Source organism: Cobetia sp. QF-1 (assembly GCF_002213105.1).
Lineage (GTDB): Bacteria > Pseudomonadota > Gammaproteobacteria > Pseudomonadales > Halomonadaceae > Cobetia > Cobetia crustatorum.
Map to the genome: position 1 here is coordinate 690660 of NZ_NBVS01000002.1, position 18599 is coordinate 709258.

The window sequence follows — 18599 nt, forward strand, 5'->3', positions numbered from 1 at the left end:
GGCAACACGACGCGCCGAGTCGCGTCCCCCGTTCGTGAGTGGTCAGTGCCTCCATGTTCAATGCCCAGTATTTTCGTACCTTCATCACTCTGGTGGAGACCGGCAGCTTTACCCATACCGCACGCAAGCTGGAAATGACCCAGCCTGGCGTCAGTCAGCATATCCGCAAGCTGGAGCAGTACCTGGAGCGCTCGTTGCTCAATCGTCAGGGACGCAAGTTCTCGCTGACGTCGGCAGGACGTCGCTGCTACGACTACTCCATCAAACTGTTTGCTGAGCACACCCAGTTCATGCACTCGCTGGATGATGACTCTCCTGATAGCGGTGAATGCCGTGTGGCCAGTCCCTCAAGTGTCGGGCTGATGTTCTACCCGTTCACGCTGGGCTATCAGCAACAGCATCCGGGCCTGACGGTAAGCTACAGCTTTGCCTACAATTCCGAGATCGTGCAGGACGTGCTGGCCGGTCGCTTTGACCTCGGTATCGTCACCGAGCCGGTCAAGCATCCTGATCTCAACTTTGAGTTATGGCATCAGGAGCCGCTGTGTCTGGTGGTGCCGGCTGATTTTGCCGGTAACAGCCTCAACGAGCTGATGGCGCTGGGCTTCATGAATTACGCGGACGGCGTCAACAACGCCAGTGCGTTGCTGCGCGCCAATTTCACGGGCGAGTTCCGCTCCATGAGCCACTTCCCGCAGCAGGGCTTCACCAACGACATCGGCATGGTGCTGGACGCCGTGGCGCGTGGCCTGGGCTTCACGGTGGTCTCGCGTACCGTGCTTGAGACCTCGCCGTGGCAGCGTCAGGTGCGAGAGATGCCACTGACCGAGGCGGTTTACGAGAATCTGTATATCGTCACGCGGGACAACGCCGAAGTGCCGCGTCGCTACGAGCAGCTGTTGGGTGAATTCCGCCTGCAACGTCGTAATACGCTGTATGGCTACGCCGATGCGCCAGACAGCTTCGACAACATGGATTTCGATCGCATGGTGTAACGCCACGGCACGCTTGATGACGTCGCGTGTGATCAAGTGGCGTTATCATCGAAAGCCCGCTCCCCAGGAGCGGGCTTTTTTGTGGCTATAGTGCTCACATAGATACGACGGATGACGATGAGATGCACTGAATGCGTCTTGCGTGATCTGGGACATCTCGCGGGGTGCATGGCGGGCGCAACATGGCAGGTCGACATTCCTGCATCTCTGGATTCCGCATTGTGGACCCCGATATCGACCAAGGCCTGATGCGAGAGGCCAGTCGACATGGGAAGCTGATATGAGTGCCTACTGATGCTTCACCTGACGCGCTCAGCACATGGCTCTTAGCTCTTAGCTCTTGGCACATGGCTCTTGGCGCGTAGCTCTTAGCTCTTAGCACATAGCTCTTGGCACACCGCCATTTCCTTTCGCTGCCATGATTCCCCCAGCGCTTGCTCGTTCATGGTATTCACCTGTCACTGAGGTACTTGTCGCCGTGTCTTCGCCTTTTTCTCGTTCTGCTGGTTCCGTTACTGCTGGTCCTGTCACCTCTGGCTCTGTCACCTCTGGCTCTGATGATGATTCGGCTACTGCTGGCATGGCACCGGTTCAGGAAACGTTCTCGCTGTTGTCACGCATGGAAATCAGTGAGCTGGACGAGACGTCGCGTGCCGAGCTGGCACGTCGCTGTCGCTGGCAGGGGTGGGAATCACGCCACATGAGCGCCGCCAAGGCCGCCGAGCTGATTCAGGATGGCATGACGGTCGGCATGAGTGGCTTCACGCGCGCAGGAGAGGCCAAGGCCTTGCCGCTGGCGCTGGTCGAGAAGGCACGTCGTGAGCCATTCTCGATCACGCTGATGACGGGTGCTTCGCTGGGCAATGACCTTGATGGCCAGATGGCTGATGCGCATATGCTGGCGCGGCGCATGCCATTCCAGGTGGATCCGGTGCTGCGCCGCGCGATCAACGCAGGCGAGGTGATGTTCATTGATCAGCATCTGTCGGAAACGGTCGAGCTGCTGCGCAATCATCAGCTGAGCGACATGAACGTCGCCGTGGTTGAGGCCTGCGCCATCACTGCCGATGGCGGTATCGTGCCGACGACGTCGGTGGGTAACTCGGCCAGCTACGCCATCCTGGCCGACAAGGTCATCATCGAGCTGAATCTGGAGTCGCCAGCCGCGCTGGAAGGCCTGCACGATATCTATATTCCGCAGATGCGCCCGAGTCGTCAGCCGATTCCGATCGTCGCGCCAGACTCGCGCATCGGCACGCCCTATATCCCCATCGACCCTGACAAGATTGCTGCCATCGTGCTGACGTGCGGGCATGACAGCCCCTCCAGCTGCGCGCCGGGGGATGTCGACACACAAAGGATTGCCGGCCATCTAGTCGAGCTTTTGAAGCAGGAAGTGGTGCTCGGACGGTTGACGCCATCTCTGCTGCCATTGCAGGCCGGTATCGGCAGCATGGCGAACGCAGTGATGAGTGGCTTGAAGGACGGGCCGTTCGAGCACCTCACCATGTACTCAGAGGTGCTGCAGGACTCCACCTTTGACTTGCTGGATGCCGGCAAGCTCGACTTCGCGTCCGGCTCCTCCATTACCGTCACGGAGGAGCGTGGTCGTACGCTGTGGAAAGATCTGGAGCGCTATCGTGATCGCCTGATCCTGCGCCCGCAGGAGCTGTCCAATCATCCGGGTATCGTGCGTCGTCTAGGGGTGATTGCGGTGAATACCGCACTGGAATTCGACATCTACGGCAACGTCAATTCCACCCATGTGTGTGGCACGCGGATGATGAATGGCATCGGTGGGTCAGGGGATTTCGCGCGCAACGCACAGCTTTCGGTCTTCATCACCAAGTCGCTGGCCAAGGGCGGGGATATCTCGAGCGTGGTGCCGTTTGCCAGTCATGTCGATCACACCGAGCACGATGTCGATATTCTGGTGACCGAGCATGGACTGGCGGACCTGCGCGGGCTTGCGCCGCGTGAGCGTGCCGAGCTGATCATCGAGCATTGCTCAGACCCCAGCTATCGTCCGGCCCTGCGCGCCTACTTCGAGGAGGCTTGCCAGCGGGGCGGGCATACGCCGCATTGTCTGGAGCAGGCGCTCAGCTGGCATCGTGAGGTTGAAGTTCACGGCCACATGCGCGCGATGCGTTCACTGCTGGATGCTCGAGCCTTGGCCTGAATTCACCACGGCCTTCCTTTGACGGGGCCTTGTTTAACATTCCTCGCGGATAGAATTGTGAGGGACTCCAGTTTTCTGAACATGTTTTGCTAATGGGGGCTTAAGCTGCTTCACCTAGAGTGGGGACGTTGGCTCGCGGACTGCTGCGCCGTGAGTCTGTCGTTCTCCAGGAGCCCCTCCATGTCCCCCACATCCGTACTACTGACCATCAGAACCAACAGTGTTCTCAAGACCGGCGCACAGTGGCTGGAAAAGAAAGCCAAGCGGATGATGATCGGGGCACTGGAACGAGTGTTGCCGGTGCCCGAGTCGCTGGCCGCTGATCAACTTGCGTCCATTCAGCGCATCTTGATCATTCGCCCCAATTTCCGTATTGGCAATGCCTTGATCAGTACGCCGATCATTGAGTCTCTCCAGCGCCACTTTCCGGGGGCCAGCATCGACATGCTGGCCACTGACAAGACCGCCGTGCTGTTCGAGAATTTCGGACTTGGGCAGGTGCATTGCGCTTCGCGTCACGCCATCACGCGTCCGTGGCAGGCGGTGAATCTTATCCGCTCACTGCGCCGCGAGCGCTATGATCTGGCGCTACAGCTCAATACCGGTTCGTTGTCAGGGTTACTGGTTGGCAAGACGATCGGCGCACGTCATACCATGGCGCTGCCCTATAAGGGGCGGACCTGGTTCGATGTCGCAATAGCGCCTGGACCGGGCAATCTGCATTCCTATCAGGTGCCGGCGCTGTTCGCGACCGCGCTGGGCGTCAGCTGTCGTGAACGCCCGGTGCTCAGATTGAGCGAGGAAGAGGTTTGTCAGGCACAGCGCTTGCTTGCCTCCCAGCTTGGACGGGAGAGTGAGGGTGCACTGGAGAGTGGAGAGGGCGGCGCAAAGAATTTCGTGGCTCTGTTTGTCGGTGGCCACCTCGACAAGCGTTGCCCGCCCGCTTATTGGGAGGCATTGATTGCGCGCCTTGAAGCGGGAGGTAAACCTTATGTGGTCTTTCTGGGCCCGGAGGAATTCCGGTTGGCCCCCCGTCTGGGCGCGCTGATGCAGGACTCTCGCCACGGCCTGCTACTGACACCGCGTCCGCTACGCGAGTTTGCGGCGCTGCTGAGCCAAGCCGCTATCTTGATCACTCCGGATTCCGGGCCGATGCACATGGCTGTGGCACTTGATGTGCCCACCATTACGCTTAGTAGAACTCGCCGCTCTCAGCGCTTCCTGCCACAGGGGGCACTGCATCGCATCATCACCACGCTGGCACCAGAAGACGTGATGGCGATGCTTCAGGCCCGGCCAGCCGCACTGGCGTGAACGTGGCCTCTTCCCTCAGTTGCCAGTGTCATTGATCGAGGCCATTTTCGAGGCGTTCATCTTCACATTCCGGGCTGCCCATCTCGTACTCACGACATAGCATCGGACGGCGATCATAGATGGTGCACATCAGCGTTTCGCGATCGACAGCGGCACACCAGCCGTCGTCGAGGCGGCGCATGACTTCTCCGCCCCATTCATCCTCATCGATGAGGTAATCAGGCACCCCGGTATCGGTGAGCAGAATGACCTCGAGACGACAGCAACATGCCTGGCAGTTGCTACAGGCAATCTCGGCGGGTGGTGGGGTGGCAGTCTCATGGCGGGCAGCGTCAGGAGTGGCATGCGAAACATCGGTGATGGGAATGTTCATGGAGGTCTGTATCAGTAGCACGGCATGAGACGAGGTGCCGAAAAAGGGGAGCAGTGACGTGACGGCGTTCATGACGCAAGTCGCGCCTCTGCAGCAGGCGGCAGTGAAACATACTCCGCGAGTGAGCGCATGTCTGCCGCCTGAGGATCGCCTGGCGTCGTATTACTTGTAGACCTTGTTGATGCCATCCCAATAGCCTTCGGGATCACGATCGCCGGTCATGTCATACAGCTGATAACGGCGATTGAGGCGTGCGCCACCATCACGTGTCAGCGGTGCCCATGCCAAGCCAGTGTTGCCCTTGCTGGAGGTCGTGAAGAAGGCGTCCAGCGGAATGCTGACGTACAGGCCCTTGTCGAAGCTACCCTCGCCATAATCGTCGCCGGCATCGGTCATCGTCGCCCAGGCACCAATATTGACCCCATTGGAGAAGCTGCGTGAGACATCCAGCGTGGCACCGATATCACCAGCCAGATAACGTCCTACCGAGCCCTTGACCAGCACGTCGTGCCAGTCGGTTTGCCAGTAGGCGGTAGCGTGGCCGGTGGTGACGGTGTAATCGCGCAGGCCAAACTGCTGGTCGAAGTCACGCTGACGTACGCGGTTGATATCCAGTCCCAGCGCCAGTGCGCTGTTCATCGGGCGATAGAGTACCTCGGCGCCGACACCGGCATACATCATCTCGAGAATGCCGCCGTAGGCCTGTGAGTACCAATCACGTCCGAATTGATAGGTACGGGTGTACTGCAGGTTATCGATACCGGCATCCGTCTCTTTCAGATACTCACCGATGAAGGTACGCACACGCGGTAGATCAGAATCGGCGATGTATTCGTAATCATCGAAGTTATCGAAGAGCTGATAAGTCGCGGAGCCGGAGAACCAGCCATTGCGGTCGGTGCGCCACAGGGCATCGAGACGCAGGTAGAGCTGATAGAGGTAGCCGTCAGGGCCGCCGAAGTTTTGATTGACGCCCGGCGAGACACCCCAGCTGAACCCGCCGGGTTCACGGTCGAGCAGAGTGCGGCTGGTGCTGGCATCGTCGCTTGCCTCGGGAGAGGCGGCGCGTGCCGTGATGGAATGCTCGTACTCGGCATCGAAGCGGCGATCATTGGCTGCGGCCACGAATGACTCACGCGGATGATCGTCCTCACGCAGTGCCAGGCCATTGCTGCTCAGGCGGTAGCGGAAGGTGGTGATGCTGGCGGGCAGGCGATTGTGCAGCACGCGATTGGCACGGCCTTCGGCTTGCAGGTCCTTGCGGAAGCGCGTGGCTTCGGCCTCGATGATCAGAGTGTCACCATTGACGCGCAAACGTGAGACTTCAAGGCCGGTCTGGGCGCGCAGCGTATCGGCCAGCGCATCCCAGTCCACGGTGTCGAGACTGATGTCGGGGTTGGTGGAAGCGTTTGCCGCAGCCTCCGGCGCGGTATCAGCGTCTAGCGTCAATAGAGTGCCGGCGGCCTCACTGTTGGCATTACTGTTGGTCTCATGGCCAGCATTACCGTTGGCGTTGACGAGACCACCGGCCAGTGATGGCTCAGGGCTGTCAGTTGGCGCAGGGCTGTCAGTTGGCTCAGGGCTGTCAGTTGGCGCAGGGCTGCTCGCTGTGGGGCGATTGACGTCATTCAATGAACGAACACGGAAAGCCTCTGGCGTTTGGTCGTTGCGATAGCGATGTTGCGTGCTCGGCGCGACGGCTTCTGGCGTGCCGTCATCCTTGTCTTGTGAGAGTCCCGCCAGATTGGTCGATAGCGATAGACCGAGCATGGCGGTATTACCGCGCTCCCAGCCACCGTGCAGCGAGAGAGTGTCGTTGACCTTGACGGTCGCGCCAAGATTGATTGGCGAGTCCTGATTGATCTCGACCGTCAGCGGCTCGTCAGAATAGTCGTTGCCTTCGTACTCAAGCTTCAAGGTCAGCGGGTCCCAGGGCGTCTGATATTCGATGCCGCCGAAGGCAGACGGGCGGCCACTGAACATGCTGCCAATCGAGAACTCCCCGCCGTCACTGCCGCCGGAATCACCACGGCTGCTGAAACGATCACCCACCACGTTGAGCGGATTGCCGAAGTCGCCACGATTGCCCAGATAGCCCCAGCCGAGCCCTAGGCTGAAATCGAAATCGCCGTAGCGTTTGCTGGCGACGAGATATTCCGAGCTGAACAAGCCAGTACCGCCAAGATCTCGCAGCCCCACCGCGACTTCCGGTTGATAGCGGCCTTCTTCCCACAGTCGGAACTTGGTATCGAAGGATTTATCCAGATAGTCGCGATCCGGTGCGGCGGCGCCATAGCTGACGGTTTCGACTGAGACATAGCGAAAGCCCAGCTCCATCCACTCGAAGGGCGTGGCATTGACGCTGAAGCGCTTGTACGGCTGGGTGCGGCTGTAGGTGAAGCTAAGTTCGCCCTGAGGTGCAAAGCGTGCGGTGGGGGTTTGCATCAAACCGACACCGCCGAAGTCGCTCTGTGACTCACCGGTCGCGGCGTGAGCGATCTGTGCGCCCAACAAGCCACCCATGATACCGAGCGCTAGCCAACCGTTGCGTGCGGAGGCAGAGCGCTGTTGGCATTCAGACAAGGCAAGATGATTGGCGGGGCGGAAGGGACTCGACATAGGCGTCTCGCAAGCTCGCAAGCCTTGGGCTCACGAACGTGAATGGGGTAACAAGGGAGCACTGGGGAGTGACAGGCGTGCCAGGTTCGACAGAAATGACGGGGACTGGCCGAAATGACGATTGAACAACAATGATGAACCGGCTGCGCTGGCGTTTATTGCACTTGCGTATCAGGCAGTGTCGCGGCATCTAGCTGCCAGCTTTGGCAGTCATGGCCGGGTAGGCGACTGGCGAGCCACTCGGGCAGTGCCTGATTTACCCACTTTTGTGCAGTATCGAGGCTCGGGGTACTGATCACGACGCTGGCACCTGGCGCGATCGGTAGATCAGCATCACCACTCGTGAGGCGATTCCAGCGTGCGATCGGTCGCGTCAGCACCTGTCCCTGTAGCGTGACGAGACTGACCTGTGATGCCGGACCCAGTGCCTCGGCGGCACTGCGCTCATCGATCAGTGCATCCAGCGTCAGGTTGGGGCTCCACTTGCGCTGATGAACGCCAGTCGCATCCATGATGACGATGTTGCGCGGTGCCTGACAGGCACCGATGACCATGCCCGGCGCTATACGGATGGCCTGTGGGCCTGCACGCATGTCACGACGTGGATCAAGCTGACCGGGAATGCGCGCCAACACGCGCTCAGTCGTTGGCGGAGCGGCCGCCGCGTCGTTGCTGTCCGCCTTCAGATGTCCTGCTGTCGGGCGCCCCACTTCCTGAGGGCCTGCTACCAAGCGCCCCTGAGCGACATAGTGCTGCCACGCCTGCAGCGCTGTGACATAGCGCGCTTGTGGGCTATTTGGTGTAGCCCCCACGGCGTAGCGTGCGGCGATCAGCTCAAGCTCGGCGCTCAGGCGATTGGCCTTGTCGGCCATCTGTTGACGGATCAAGGGCGTGCTGACGAAGCTGTAACGCCAGTCGAGCGCAGACACCTGTGCGCTCTCAGCCCATTGTTGCTCCAATACCTGACTGGCCAACGGGGTACTGGCAGCGCTGAAGGGCAGCGGCGTGTCATCAGCCACTGCAAGCGGGGACAGCATCGCGAGCGCCATCAGCGCTGCCAGGCGTTCGCGTGAGCGTAGAACGTGACGGGAAAGTGATATCACCATGCCTTGGCAATCTCCCAGCCAAAGCGGGGGCCATCAGGCCACGCCGTCATGTCGGCGGCCCACACGCGTGTCTCGTCGCGCCACAGTTCGTTGTGCGTGGTGCGGCCATCATCCCAGTTCAGGGTCTCGGTGCAGTGGCTCAGATTCAGTTCGGCCAGTGGCAGTTGATGCGGCGCCGGTGCCTCGCACTCAAGGCGAGCGTTGGCTTCATGCACCTGCATCACGGCCACGTTGTCCTGACGCTGGCTGCCGGTGGAGGCGGCGTCTTGCCGTTCCAGTTGACGCGGATGAGGTGTCAGCGCACTGACACTGACGCGATAGGTCGTGCCGCTGTCCATCAGCCAGGCCGGACGCGCCAAAGCGCGCCCGGTAGTGCTTTGCTCACGCCTGTCAGCGATATCACGCGCGAAGCCTGACGTTGCTGACAGTACGCCATCGCGTAGCTCGATAATGCCGCGATCGCGACTCTCGAAGCGTGCGACGCGCCCATTGCGCTCAAGCGTTGCCAGTACCACCAGCGCGGTGCTGTTGGCGTGGTTCAACTTGAGTGAGGCATAGGGCAGTTCACTGGCGCGTGCGGCGTCAAAATCATCCTTCCCGATAGCGTCGCCGAGCGAGCGCGACACCATCTGGCCACAACCGGCCAACGTCACCAGGCACATGACTGCGCCAAGTGCCGTCATGTGCCTATAAGACAACGGTCGAGAAGCCAGCGCTCGACAGCCCGACGTGCGAGCTACCAGCGGTGGCTGGCCTGAAGAGAACGATGAGCTCTGAGATGCACGCGCAGTCATCAGCGTGTCCCGGTCGAGCCGGTCGAGCCGGTCGAGCCGGTCGTGCCTGTGGTACCGGTCGTGCCCGTGGTACCTGTGCCGCCACCTAACGTACCGGTAGCTGCACCTGCTGCCACGCTGCCACTGCTGGTGCTCGGCGTGACGCTACCCGTAGCGTTCTGGCTGGCGGTACCGCTACCGGCAGCGCTGCCGGTTGGCACGGTGCCGGTGGTGCCAGTCGTGCCGGTAGTTCCAGTCGTACCGGTAGTGCCAGTCGTGCCGGTAGTCCCAGTCGTGCCGGTAGTTCCAGTCGTGCCGGTAGTCCCAGTCGTGCCGGTAGTCCCAGTCGTACCGGTAGTGCCAGTCGTCCCAGTAGTCCCGGTCGTGCCAGTAGTCCCGGTAGTTCCAGTCGTACCCTGTGGCGCTTCTTCTTCAGCCATGGCGTTACCTGCAACTAGCAGGGCGCCCGTCAGGCCGAGAATGGCACCGAGATGTGATTTGCGCATGGTGATGTCTCCTTGATGAGCATTACCGGTTGTCTGCCGGTCAGGATTGCGTCGCCATACGTAGCAACGTCAGCTGCCGCAAATCCTGCTGCTGAAGATTACGAAACAGGAGTGGTGCGCCATCCCTGATACCGTCCGTGGCATCTTCCCTGGCGCAGCCTCATTCCGAGGTGTTCCTAGCCTGGCCGCTTCCGTTGGCCATTCTTGCTTTATCCACTTGCGCATCCCGCGCGTCAGGCTATTTTCCTGATGGTTGGGATGTACAAGTCTCTAAAGCGTGGCTCATGTTAACGGGAAAATATGACCTGTCTACTCTGAAGAGGTGCGTAATCAGTGCGTTTAACCGTGGCAAAATATTTATGTAAATAAGAGTAATTATGGTGTGGGTTATTGGCGACATGCTTGTGGCTATTTTTTTACGGGGCTGCGCAAGCCATGGCCCGCATGGCTGCTGAAATCCTTGGAAAGACTGTGTCACTTTACCGACGTAATGGTATTTATGGTGTCTGTTATCAGCTACATCTCTATCCATGGTATGGCGACATAAGACGTACTGGGGATAATACAAACCAATGTTTTTATTGGATTTTTGTAACAGTGCGCGATTGGCGAGCGGTCCGGATAAGGTAAAATGCACAGCAGGTGGAGTTTGGTCACTCTGCCTACCTCTTCATTATGTACGTGACAGGCGCTGCGGCAGACGTGGTCATCGATCTGGTGGCAAGTGTCCTAAGTGAGGAGTGAGTAAGGCGAGAGGATTTTTCAGAACGGATTTCTCGTGATGAATCTCTCGCTACTCAAAATAGAGTGATGTCATGGGCAATAATGCTCGTTCTTCAGGTGCTCTAAATGTTCTCGTAAAGAGGCGTGGATCATGATGAATAATGAAGCATACATTCCCGTGATAACGAGAATATTCTCGTGATTGGTAGTCTTGTGATTGGCAGTCTTGTGATTGGCAGTCTTGCGATTGGCAGTAACGCAACGATACAGGCGTGATGATTCAATTCGCACGTAATAGTAAAGGCACGGAGGACAACCTCCGGCATATCGCACCACGCAAGGTGAACTGAAGACGTTATCGAATTTATCCCGGCAGCATGACGCGGCGGGGGATGACTCGGGCAGATGCAATATGCGTCTGCCCGAGTCTGTCGACTCAACGGACTTCAGATGAAAAATGCACTGATAGCACGACTTCTGGGCGCCAGCTTGAGTATCGGCGTCCTCACCGGACTGGCGGGCTGCGTCTTCGCGCCCGGCGGCGACATCGACTACGACACCACGGCTGCGCCGGTGGACGATATTGTCGATGTTGAACCCATCACGTTTGGCCTGATCAAGGCCCAGGCGCGTGCGGACGCAGAAGCACGTCAGTCTGCTGATGGCGATGAAGCACAACGCGAGCTCGAAGAAGCGTTGTCTCAAGAGCTCAACAGCAGCACCCGTGCCCAGCTGGCACCGAACTACCAGTATCACGTTGGCCCTGGCGACATTCTTACCATTGTCGTTTATGACCATCCGGAGCTGTCGCTACCGACGGGCTCCGAACGGAGTGCTCAGGAAGCCGGCAACCTGGTGCATGCCGATGGCATGCTCTTCTATCCCTATATCGGCAGAGTCAAGGTCAGCGGTATGACGCTTGATCAGATTCGTCGTGATCTTGGTGAGAAGCTGCAGCCGTATCTCAACGAGCCGCAGATCGACGTCAAGGTCGCTGCCTTCCGTAGTCAGAAAGTCCGCGTGAGCGGGGAAGTCGAAACACCTGGCGTACAGCCGATCAACGATGTGCCATTGAGCTTGCTCGATGCTATCGCTGCGGCAGGTGGACTTTCCCAGGATGCCGATTGGCATAACGTGGTGCTCAAGCGTGATGGCCAACAGACCGTCATCTCGCTTTATGACCTGCTGGCTGAGCGTAATGCCGCTTCGGCTGGTGATGGTAAAGATCGCCTGCTCAAGGACGGTGACACCCTGTATGTCCCGGATGTCGGCACCCAGAAGGTGTTCGTGATGGGCGAAGTGGATAAGCCGGTCAGCTTGCCGCTGGGCAGAAGTCCTGTCTCGCTGACGGATGCCATCGCTCAGGCGGGCGGTATCAATGAAGGCTCCGCTGACGCTTCTGGCATCTTCGTGGTACGCCGTGATCGGGAAGATCCGGAAAAGCTGGCTACTGTCTATCAGCTGGATGCGCGTAATGCCACGGCATTGATTCTGGGCGCTGACTTCACCTTGAAGCCACAGGATGTCGTCTATGTCACGGCCGCTCCGGTCTCGCGCTGGAACCGTGTGGTGCGTCAGTTGCTGCCCTCGGTAACCACGATCTACCAGACCACTGAAATCCAGGACAACCTCGATACCCTCGGCCAATAAGGCCGAGGGATCGTCAAGGCGCGCCTGCTCGACAGCATGATGAGCGAGCAGGGCACCAGGAGAGTGACTCAACGATGTCGATCCGCAATTCCCAACCTTCCCGCCAGCCTGCCAGCAGTGAGGCCTCGACTGTCCCGGTGCGCACCAGTCTTGATCTGGGGCGCATGCTGGGCCAGCTGTATGACAGCCGCCTGACGCTTGCGCTGATCACGGGCACCTTCAGTGTGCTAGCGGTGCTCTATGCACTGTTGGCGACCCCGATCTACAAGGCGGATTCGCTGGTGCAGGTCGAGGAGAGTGGCGGCAACATGAATCCGCTGCGCGATATTCCCAGCATGTTACGTGGCGAAGCTCCGCCGTCGGAATCCGAGATCCAGATCCTGACGTCACGTCTGGTGCTGGGCAAGGCCGTGCAGGACGAGCAGCTGGATCTGGTGGTCAAGCCCTATCAGTACCCGCTGATCGGTAACTTCCTGCACTCGCACGAGTTCACACGCCCAAGCTGGATGTCGGGTTCGAGCATGGTATGGGCGGGTGAGTCGCTGGAAGTGGCGAGCCTTGACGTGCCCAAGGCCTGGGAAAACGTGCCGCTGACGCTGGTCGCGCTGGGTGGTGCTCAAGAGGGCGCTACGCAGTACGAGCTGCGTTACGACGGTGACGTCCTGGGCAAGGGTGTGGTGGGCGAGGCCCAGCGCTTTGATGGTCCGCTCGGTGAGGTCACGTTGGAAGTGACTGCGCTGAGTGCGGGCGAAGGCGCCGAATTCACGCTGATGCACCAGTCCACGCTAGAGGCCACTAACGCGCTGCGTTCACGCTTCGCCGTGGCTGAAATGGGCAAGGAAACCGGTGTGCTGGGGCTGGCGCTGGTGGGCGAAGACCCGCTGCATACTCAGCAGGTGCTCAAGCGCATTACCGAGACCTACCAGCAACAGAACATTGATCGTCAGTCTGCCGAGGCCGAGAAATCTCTCGAGTTCCTGAAAGAGCAGGTGCCGACAGTTCGTGAAAAGCTTCAGCAAGCAGAAGAGCGTCTCAATGCCTATCGCGGCGAGAGCGACAGCGTAAATCTGGACCTCGAGACCAAGTCAGTGCTGGACCAGCTGGTGGATATCGATAACCAGCTCAACAAGACCCAGCTTGAAGAAGCGGAGCTGTCGGGCAAGTTCAATTCTAGTCACCCGAGCTATGTGGCGTTGCGCCAGAAACGTGCTGACCTGCAGCGCACCCGCAAAGCGCTTGAGAAGCAGATTGAAGACTTGCCGGATACCCAGCAGGAAATTCTGCGCCTGCAACGTGAAGTTGAGGTCAATCAGCAAATCTACGTTCAGCTGCTCAACAAGACCCAGGAAATGAACATCGCTCAGGCGAGCACCATCGGCAATATCCGTATTCTGGACGAGGCCGTGGCGCAGCCGCATCCGGTCAGCCCGCGCAAGGCCATTATCGTGGTGATCGCCACGCTGCTGGGGGGCACGCTAGGGGTGGTGTTCGTGTTGATGCGCTCACTGCTGCATCGCGGTATCGAAACGCCTTCCGAACTGACGGATCTCGGCCTCAACGTGCATGCGACCTTGCCGCTCTCCGAAGAGCAGGCGCGTCTCAATCGCCGCCTGGCGCGTGGTCTCAAGCGCTTCTCCGCATTCAAGGCCAGCAAGGCAGGCAAGAACGCGCCTGCCGCAGGTGGGACAGTGGCACCTGGTCTGTTGGCGATCCGCAATCCGGCTGATCTCTCGATTGAAGGCCTGCGTGGTCTGCGCACCAGCCTGCACTTCGCGATGATGGAAGCCACCAACAATCGCCTGATGATCTGCGGTCCGAGCCCGGGCATCGGCAAAAGCTTCGTGTCCGCCAACCTGGCGGCTGTCTGTGCTCAGGCCGGCAACCGTGTGCTGGTGATCGACGCTGACATGCGTCGTGGTCACGTCCACCAGAGCATGGCGGGTAACCAGCAAGGCGTCGTGGCACCGGGGCTCAGCGACTATCTGCTGGGCAAGGCGGAACGCGACACCATCGTGCGCAGTATCGTCGATGAAAGCCTGACGGTGGCCGGTAGCGATACCGGATCCAGCAGTCTCAGCTACGTGGCACGCGGCACCTCGCCCAACAATCCGTCCGAGCTGCTGCTGCAAGCGCGCTTCAGCGAATTGCTGGAGTGGGCCAGCGCGCACTTCGACATGGTCATCGTCGATACACCGCCGATTCTAGCCGTCACCGATGCTGCCATCGTCGGCAAGCTGTGTGGTGTCAGCGTGATGGTGACGCGTTTCATGCACAACTCGCCCAAGGAAATCGAAGCCGCACTTGAACGCTTTGCTTCCAGTGGCGTGACGGTGGATGGCGCGATTCTCAATGCCGTCGAGCGCAAGGCCACCACGACCTATAGTTATGGCTACAGCTACCACGACTATCAGTATCAGGGCAGTGGCAACGCATGATCACTGTCCAACACTTGCCACGTGCTCATGCGTGGCAAGGCGAATTTGCGCAAGGCCTGTGCCAGTGGGTGTCGACACAGGACGTGATGAACGGAATGACAACACGAACGCAAACCAAGGGGGAGTAGGCACATGAATACCACAACGAACCATGCGAATTCCGGATTGGAAGGCCGACAACGCCATTCCCGTATGTACGAGCGATTGATGTTCAACTCGCTGTGTCAGGCTGCTGTCGGCCTGATTCTGGCAGTCGGCATACCGCTTTTGCTGATCAATGGCCTGCGCCCGTGGGTCAGCGAGATGCGCATGCACAGTGTCATCGCTGCCTGCGGCGGCTTCCTGCTGGCATTGCAGGCCATTCGTCACATGTCCCGTTACCCCGGTGCCAAGGCCTTTGCTTACGTGATGCCGGCAATCACCATCAGCTATCTGATCGCCATGAGCGTGTTGATTGCCCTTGATCTGCGCTTTAGCCGCCTGGTGCTGGGTAGCTCCTGGCTTGCTGCAATGCTGATCTGCTCCGTTGGCTTCTGGGCCGAGCAGCGCACCCGCATTCGCAAGCTGGCGGTGGTGCCTTTCGGCGATTATCGCAGTCTGTTCACCACCAAGGGTGCACGTTGGAACCTGATGCGTGCTCCAGACCTTGGCGAAGAACGTTACAACGGCATCGTCGCGGATCTGGAAGCTGACATGCCTGCTGAATGGCAGCGCTTCCTGGCCAACTGTGTACTCAACCGTATCCCGGTCTATGACGCCAGCGAAGTGCGCGAGTCATTGACCGGGCGTGTCGAGCTTGATCAAGTCCGTGAGAACAGCTTCGGTCAGCTAGCCCCGAACAGTGAATATGAACTGTTCAAGCGTCTGTTCGACATGCTGGCAGTCATTGCCGTGGCCCCGTTCGTACTGCCGATCTGTCTAGTGGCTGCTGTCATGATCCGTCTGGATTCCCCGGGTGGGGTCTTCTTCGTGCAGGAACGTGTGGGTCAGGGTGGTCGTCCGTATCGCATGTTCAAGTTCCGCAGCATGTGCCACGACAGCGAGAAGTCCGGCGCCCAGTTCGCCCAGGCCAACGACATGCGCGTGACCCGTATCGGCCGCGTGATCCGCAAGACCCGCATCGACGAGCTGCCGCAGTTCATCAACGTCCTCAAGGGCGAGATGAGCCTGATCGGTCCGCGTCCGGAGCAGGTCAAGTTCGTCAATGAATTTGCCGAGCAGATCCCGTTCTACAACTACCGTCACGTTGTGCGTCCGGGCATCACCGGTTGGGCGCAGGTCACTCAGGGCTATGCCTCTGACGCCGATGAGACGCGCGAGAAGCTTGAGCATGATTTCTATTACATCAAGCGCTTCTCCGTGTGGCTCGATCTGCTGATCGTCGGTCGTACCATCAAGACCATGCTGACCGGATTCGGGGCGCGCTAAGCATGCTGACCGTCAGCGGCTATTACATCGCCTTCATGGCCCTACTGGTGGCAGTCTTGCCACTGGCTGCCAGCGAGCGCACCCGCATAATGGGTGCCTGGCTGGCCGGTGGGTTGTGTCTGGCGTTCATGGCATTGCGTTACGACGCAGGGTACGACTACTTCTCGTATCGCCAGATGGCTACCTGGCAGGTCGATCTCAGCTTCCTGGAGCCGGCGCCGGCCGCACTGGCACGCATGGCACGGGCATGGGGTGAGCCGCAGCTGTTCTTCTTCATTACGGCCTTCATCTATGTATCGTGCTTCGTGACGGCGCTGGTCATGAGCCGTCGCAACCTCGCCTGGTGCCTATTGTTCTTCGTGTGTCTGCCGCTGATTTACCTGTCGGCGTTCGGCTTCGTGAAGCAACACGTGGCGATTGCGCTGTTCATGTTGGCAATGGCGTGCCTGGAACGCGGCATGCGGCTGCCAGCGCTGGCACTGATGCTGGTGGGTATCAGCTTCCACTACACCCTCGCGCTGTATCTGCCGCTATTGGTGGCCTATCCGCTACTGCGTCGTGCTTATCCGTTCTGGATCTATCTGGTCCTGCTGCCGCTGTGTTTCGTGGCAGGCCCGCTGGCCAAGAGTGCGCTCAGTGCACTCGGCCTCTATGCCCACTATTTCGAGGATTTCTCCGGCGGTGGTCAGAAACTCTATGTCATCTATCTATTGATCTGTCTGGGCACACTGGTGATGTGGAAGCACTTTCGTCTGTCGCTGGACCCTTGGGCGTTCAACATGATGTTCATTGGTGTGGCGCTCTACACCTTGTTCATCACCTACGGTGAGCATGTGGCACGTGCCAGCTACTATTTCCTGCCGTTCGCTATCTTCGTGATCTGCGACGTGATCGAGCACTTCCGCGAGAAGCTGGTGCCCAGCTTGCTTAGCGGTCTGCTGATGATGGCGTTGTTCTTCATGTCTCTGAAGGTGGCGGCCGGCAATCAGGACCACGATTTCTTGAACAACTACGAATTCTATTTCTTGAGTGATGAAGCCTTGGTCATCGGTAACGGGGGCCAATCATGAGTGAAGCGCTGATCTTCTCACTGTTCAACCTGATGGCACGTGGCCTGTCCTCGGCTGCTGGTCTGCTGCTGGCACGTGCCGTGGCACCGGAAGCTTTTGGCGAATACGCGCTAGCGCTCAACTATGCAGTGTTGCTCGGTGTGTTGGCGCGCATGGGCGGTAATGAAGTGCTGCTGGTGGCCTCTGATGGCGCGAGCAGCAGTGCACTACGTCGCTGGATGAGCGTCGGCATCGGTGTTTATGCGCTGCTGGCGATCGGCTTTGCCGTGGGTATCGCGCCGCTGCTCGGGCTCTCTGCGTTCATCTTTGCCTTCTGTGCGCTGCGTGCGGCGGCGGAGCAGGTCGGTCTGCAGATGGTCAATTCGCGTCTGCAGCGCCAGGAGCGTCTGGGTCGCGTCAATCTGATGACGGTGTTGATCTCGTTGGCTGTGGCGATTGGTGTCGCCTGTGCTGCGGGCCCGGCGCTCTACCATCAGGCGCTCGAGCTGGTAGGCGGAACGTCGCTTCCCACTGCTGCGACGACACCGGCTGGCATGTTCGGTCTCGCGCCGGTGCCGACCTTCGTGATGGTCAGCGCCATCGCACTGGTGGTGGTGATGCTGCTCGGCATGTGGTTATCGCATGACTCCAAGCGAGAGGCGCCGGCAGATGCGGCTAACGCCAGCAGCGGCGAGCAACATGGCCGTCTGCCGTCAAAGGCTGACTTTTCCCGCGGGCGTGGCTTCCTCTACAACAATCTGATGTCGTTCGCCTACCTGCAGGCGTGGGTGATTCTGGCTGGGCTTGCCTTTGCCCCAGCGCAGGTCGCCAGTGTCTCGGTGGTCACCTCGATCGTGTTTGCGCTCTATGTCTTCCCCACCAGCCTGTATCGCTACTACCTGCCGAAACTGGCACAGAGCGATGCGCGCCTGCGTGAATATCTGATCATCGCGACGGGCTTTGCGCTGCCGGTCGCTGGCGGGCTAGCACTGGTCGCACCGTGGCTGGCCGAGCAGTTCCTGAATGGCGCCTATCCGCGCATGACGCTGACACTGCGCGCCTTTGCGCTGGTCTATCTGGTACACGCCTTTGTCACCTGCGCCTTCACACGTCTGGCAGCGCTGCGCAATAACGGCAAGCGCCTGCTGTGCCAGAGCGTCGGCGCCACATTGGTCGTGGGCGGCGGTCTGAGCATCGCGGCACTCAATCACTCGGCAAGCAGTCTGGCCAGTCAGGATCTTTACGCCATCTTCCTGTGTGTGCCCGTTGCTGCTGAGCTGGTGATGCTGGCGATGGCGCTGTGCTTTCAGCCGACACGCCAGGCCGCGACTGATCATCACGCCAAACCACTGGCGAGCAGTCATTGATGTTGGTCAGCACACGCTGACCGATACGCATAAACGTGGCGACGCCCCGGCGTCGCGCACATCGAATAGCAGACATGACGGA

At 59.5% G+C, this 18599-nt stretch carries 13 protein-coding genes; 8 read left to right on the plus strand and 5 right to left on the minus strand.

Features of this window, described 5'->3' with window-relative positions:
- Window positions 1-53 precede the first annotated feature (53 nt).
- From CFN46_RS06315 to CFN46_RS06325, 3 genes are all read left to right on the plus strand, one after another.
- Complete coding sequence (locus CFN46_RS06315; RefSeq protein ID WP_024953390.1) at window positions 54-995, plus strand: LysR family transcriptional regulator; 942 nt, start codon at window positions 54-56, stop codon at window positions 993-995.
- Window positions 996-1473: 478 nt separating this feature from the next.
- Window positions 1474-3174: an acetyl-CoA hydrolase/transferase family protein gene (locus tag CFN46_RS06320; protein WP_254918424.1), complete on the plus strand. Its 1701-nt coding sequence runs from the start codon at window positions 1474-1476 to the stop codon at window positions 3172-3174.
- Window positions 3175-3354: 180 nt separating this feature from the next.
- Window positions 3355-4488, plus strand: coding sequence for a glycosyltransferase family 9 protein (locus CFN46_RS06325; RefSeq protein ID WP_024953391.1), 1134 nt, complete (start codon window positions 3355-3357; stop codon window positions 4486-4488).
- A 28-nt stretch (window positions 4489-4516) separates the two neighbouring features.
- On the opposite strand, the gene CFN46_RS06330 is transcribed toward CFN46_RS06325, so the two are convergent.
- The 5 genes from CFN46_RS06330 to CFN46_RS06350 form a co-directional block, all read right to left on the minus strand.
- A complete protein-coding gene (locus CFN46_RS06330) occupies window positions 4517-4933 on the minus strand; it encodes a YkgJ family cysteine cluster protein (protein WP_024953392.1) in 417 nt (138 codons plus the stop codon).
- Between the two features lie 90 nt (window positions 4934-5023).
- On the minus strand, window positions 5024-7480 hold the full coding sequence (locus CFN46_RS06335; protein WP_141103637.1) for a YjbH domain-containing protein: 2457 nt from the start codon (window positions 7478-7480) through the stop codon (window positions 5024-5026).
- Between the two features lie 155 nt (window positions 7481-7635).
- A complete protein-coding gene (locus tag CFN46_RS06340; RefSeq protein ID WP_088742980.1) occupies window positions 7636-8586 on the minus strand; it encodes a hypothetical protein in 951 nt (316 codons plus the stop codon).
- On the minus strand, window positions 8580-9380 hold the full coding sequence (locus tag CFN46_RS06345) for a YjbF family lipoprotein (RefSeq protein WP_024953395.1): 801 nt from the start codon (window positions 9378-9380) through the stop codon (window positions 8580-8582). Before CFN46_RS06345 ends, CFN46_RS06340 begins: the two co-directional genes overlap by 7 nt.
- Window positions 9380-9865 carry a hypothetical protein gene (locus tag CFN46_RS06350; protein ID WP_088742981.1) on the minus strand — a complete coding sequence of 162 codons (486 nt, stop codon included), beginning with the start codon at window positions 9863-9865 and terminating at the stop codon, window positions 9380-9382. The genes CFN46_RS06345 and CFN46_RS06350 overlap by 1 nt, the downstream gene beginning before the upstream one ends.
- A 1173-nt stretch (window positions 9866-11038) precedes the next feature.
- On the opposite strand from CFN46_RS06350, the gene CFN46_RS06355 reads away from it, so the two are divergent.
- From CFN46_RS06355 to CFN46_RS06375, 5 genes are all read left to right on the plus strand, one after another.
- Window positions 11039-12238, plus strand: a complete 1200-nt coding sequence (locus tag CFN46_RS06355; protein ID WP_088742982.1) for a polysaccharide export protein — start codon at window positions 11039-11041, stop codon at window positions 12236-12238.
- 74 nt (window positions 12239-12312) lie between these two features.
- Entirely contained in the window at window positions 12313-14673 is a 2361-nt protein-coding gene (locus CFN46_RS06360; protein WP_088742983.1) for a polysaccharide biosynthesis tyrosine autokinase, read from the plus strand.
- 132 nt (window positions 14674-14805) lie between these two features.
- Window positions 14806-16101, plus strand: coding sequence for a sugar transferase (locus tag CFN46_RS17725; RefSeq protein WP_088742984.1), 1296 nt, complete (start codon window positions 14806-14808; stop codon window positions 16099-16101).
- Between the two features lie 2 nt (window positions 16102-16103).
- On the plus strand, window positions 16104-17171 hold the full coding sequence (locus CFN46_RS06370) for an EpsG family protein (protein ID WP_088742985.1): 1068 nt from the start codon (window positions 16104-16106) through the stop codon (window positions 17169-17171).
- Window positions 17168-18517 carry a lipopolysaccharide biosynthesis protein gene (locus tag CFN46_RS06375; protein WP_088742986.1) on the plus strand — a complete coding sequence of 450 codons (1350 nt, stop codon included), beginning with the start codon at window positions 17168-17170 and terminating at the stop codon, window positions 18515-18517. The genes CFN46_RS06370 and CFN46_RS06375 overlap by 4 nt, the downstream gene beginning before the upstream one ends.
- Window positions 18518-18599: the final 82 nt, after the last annotated feature.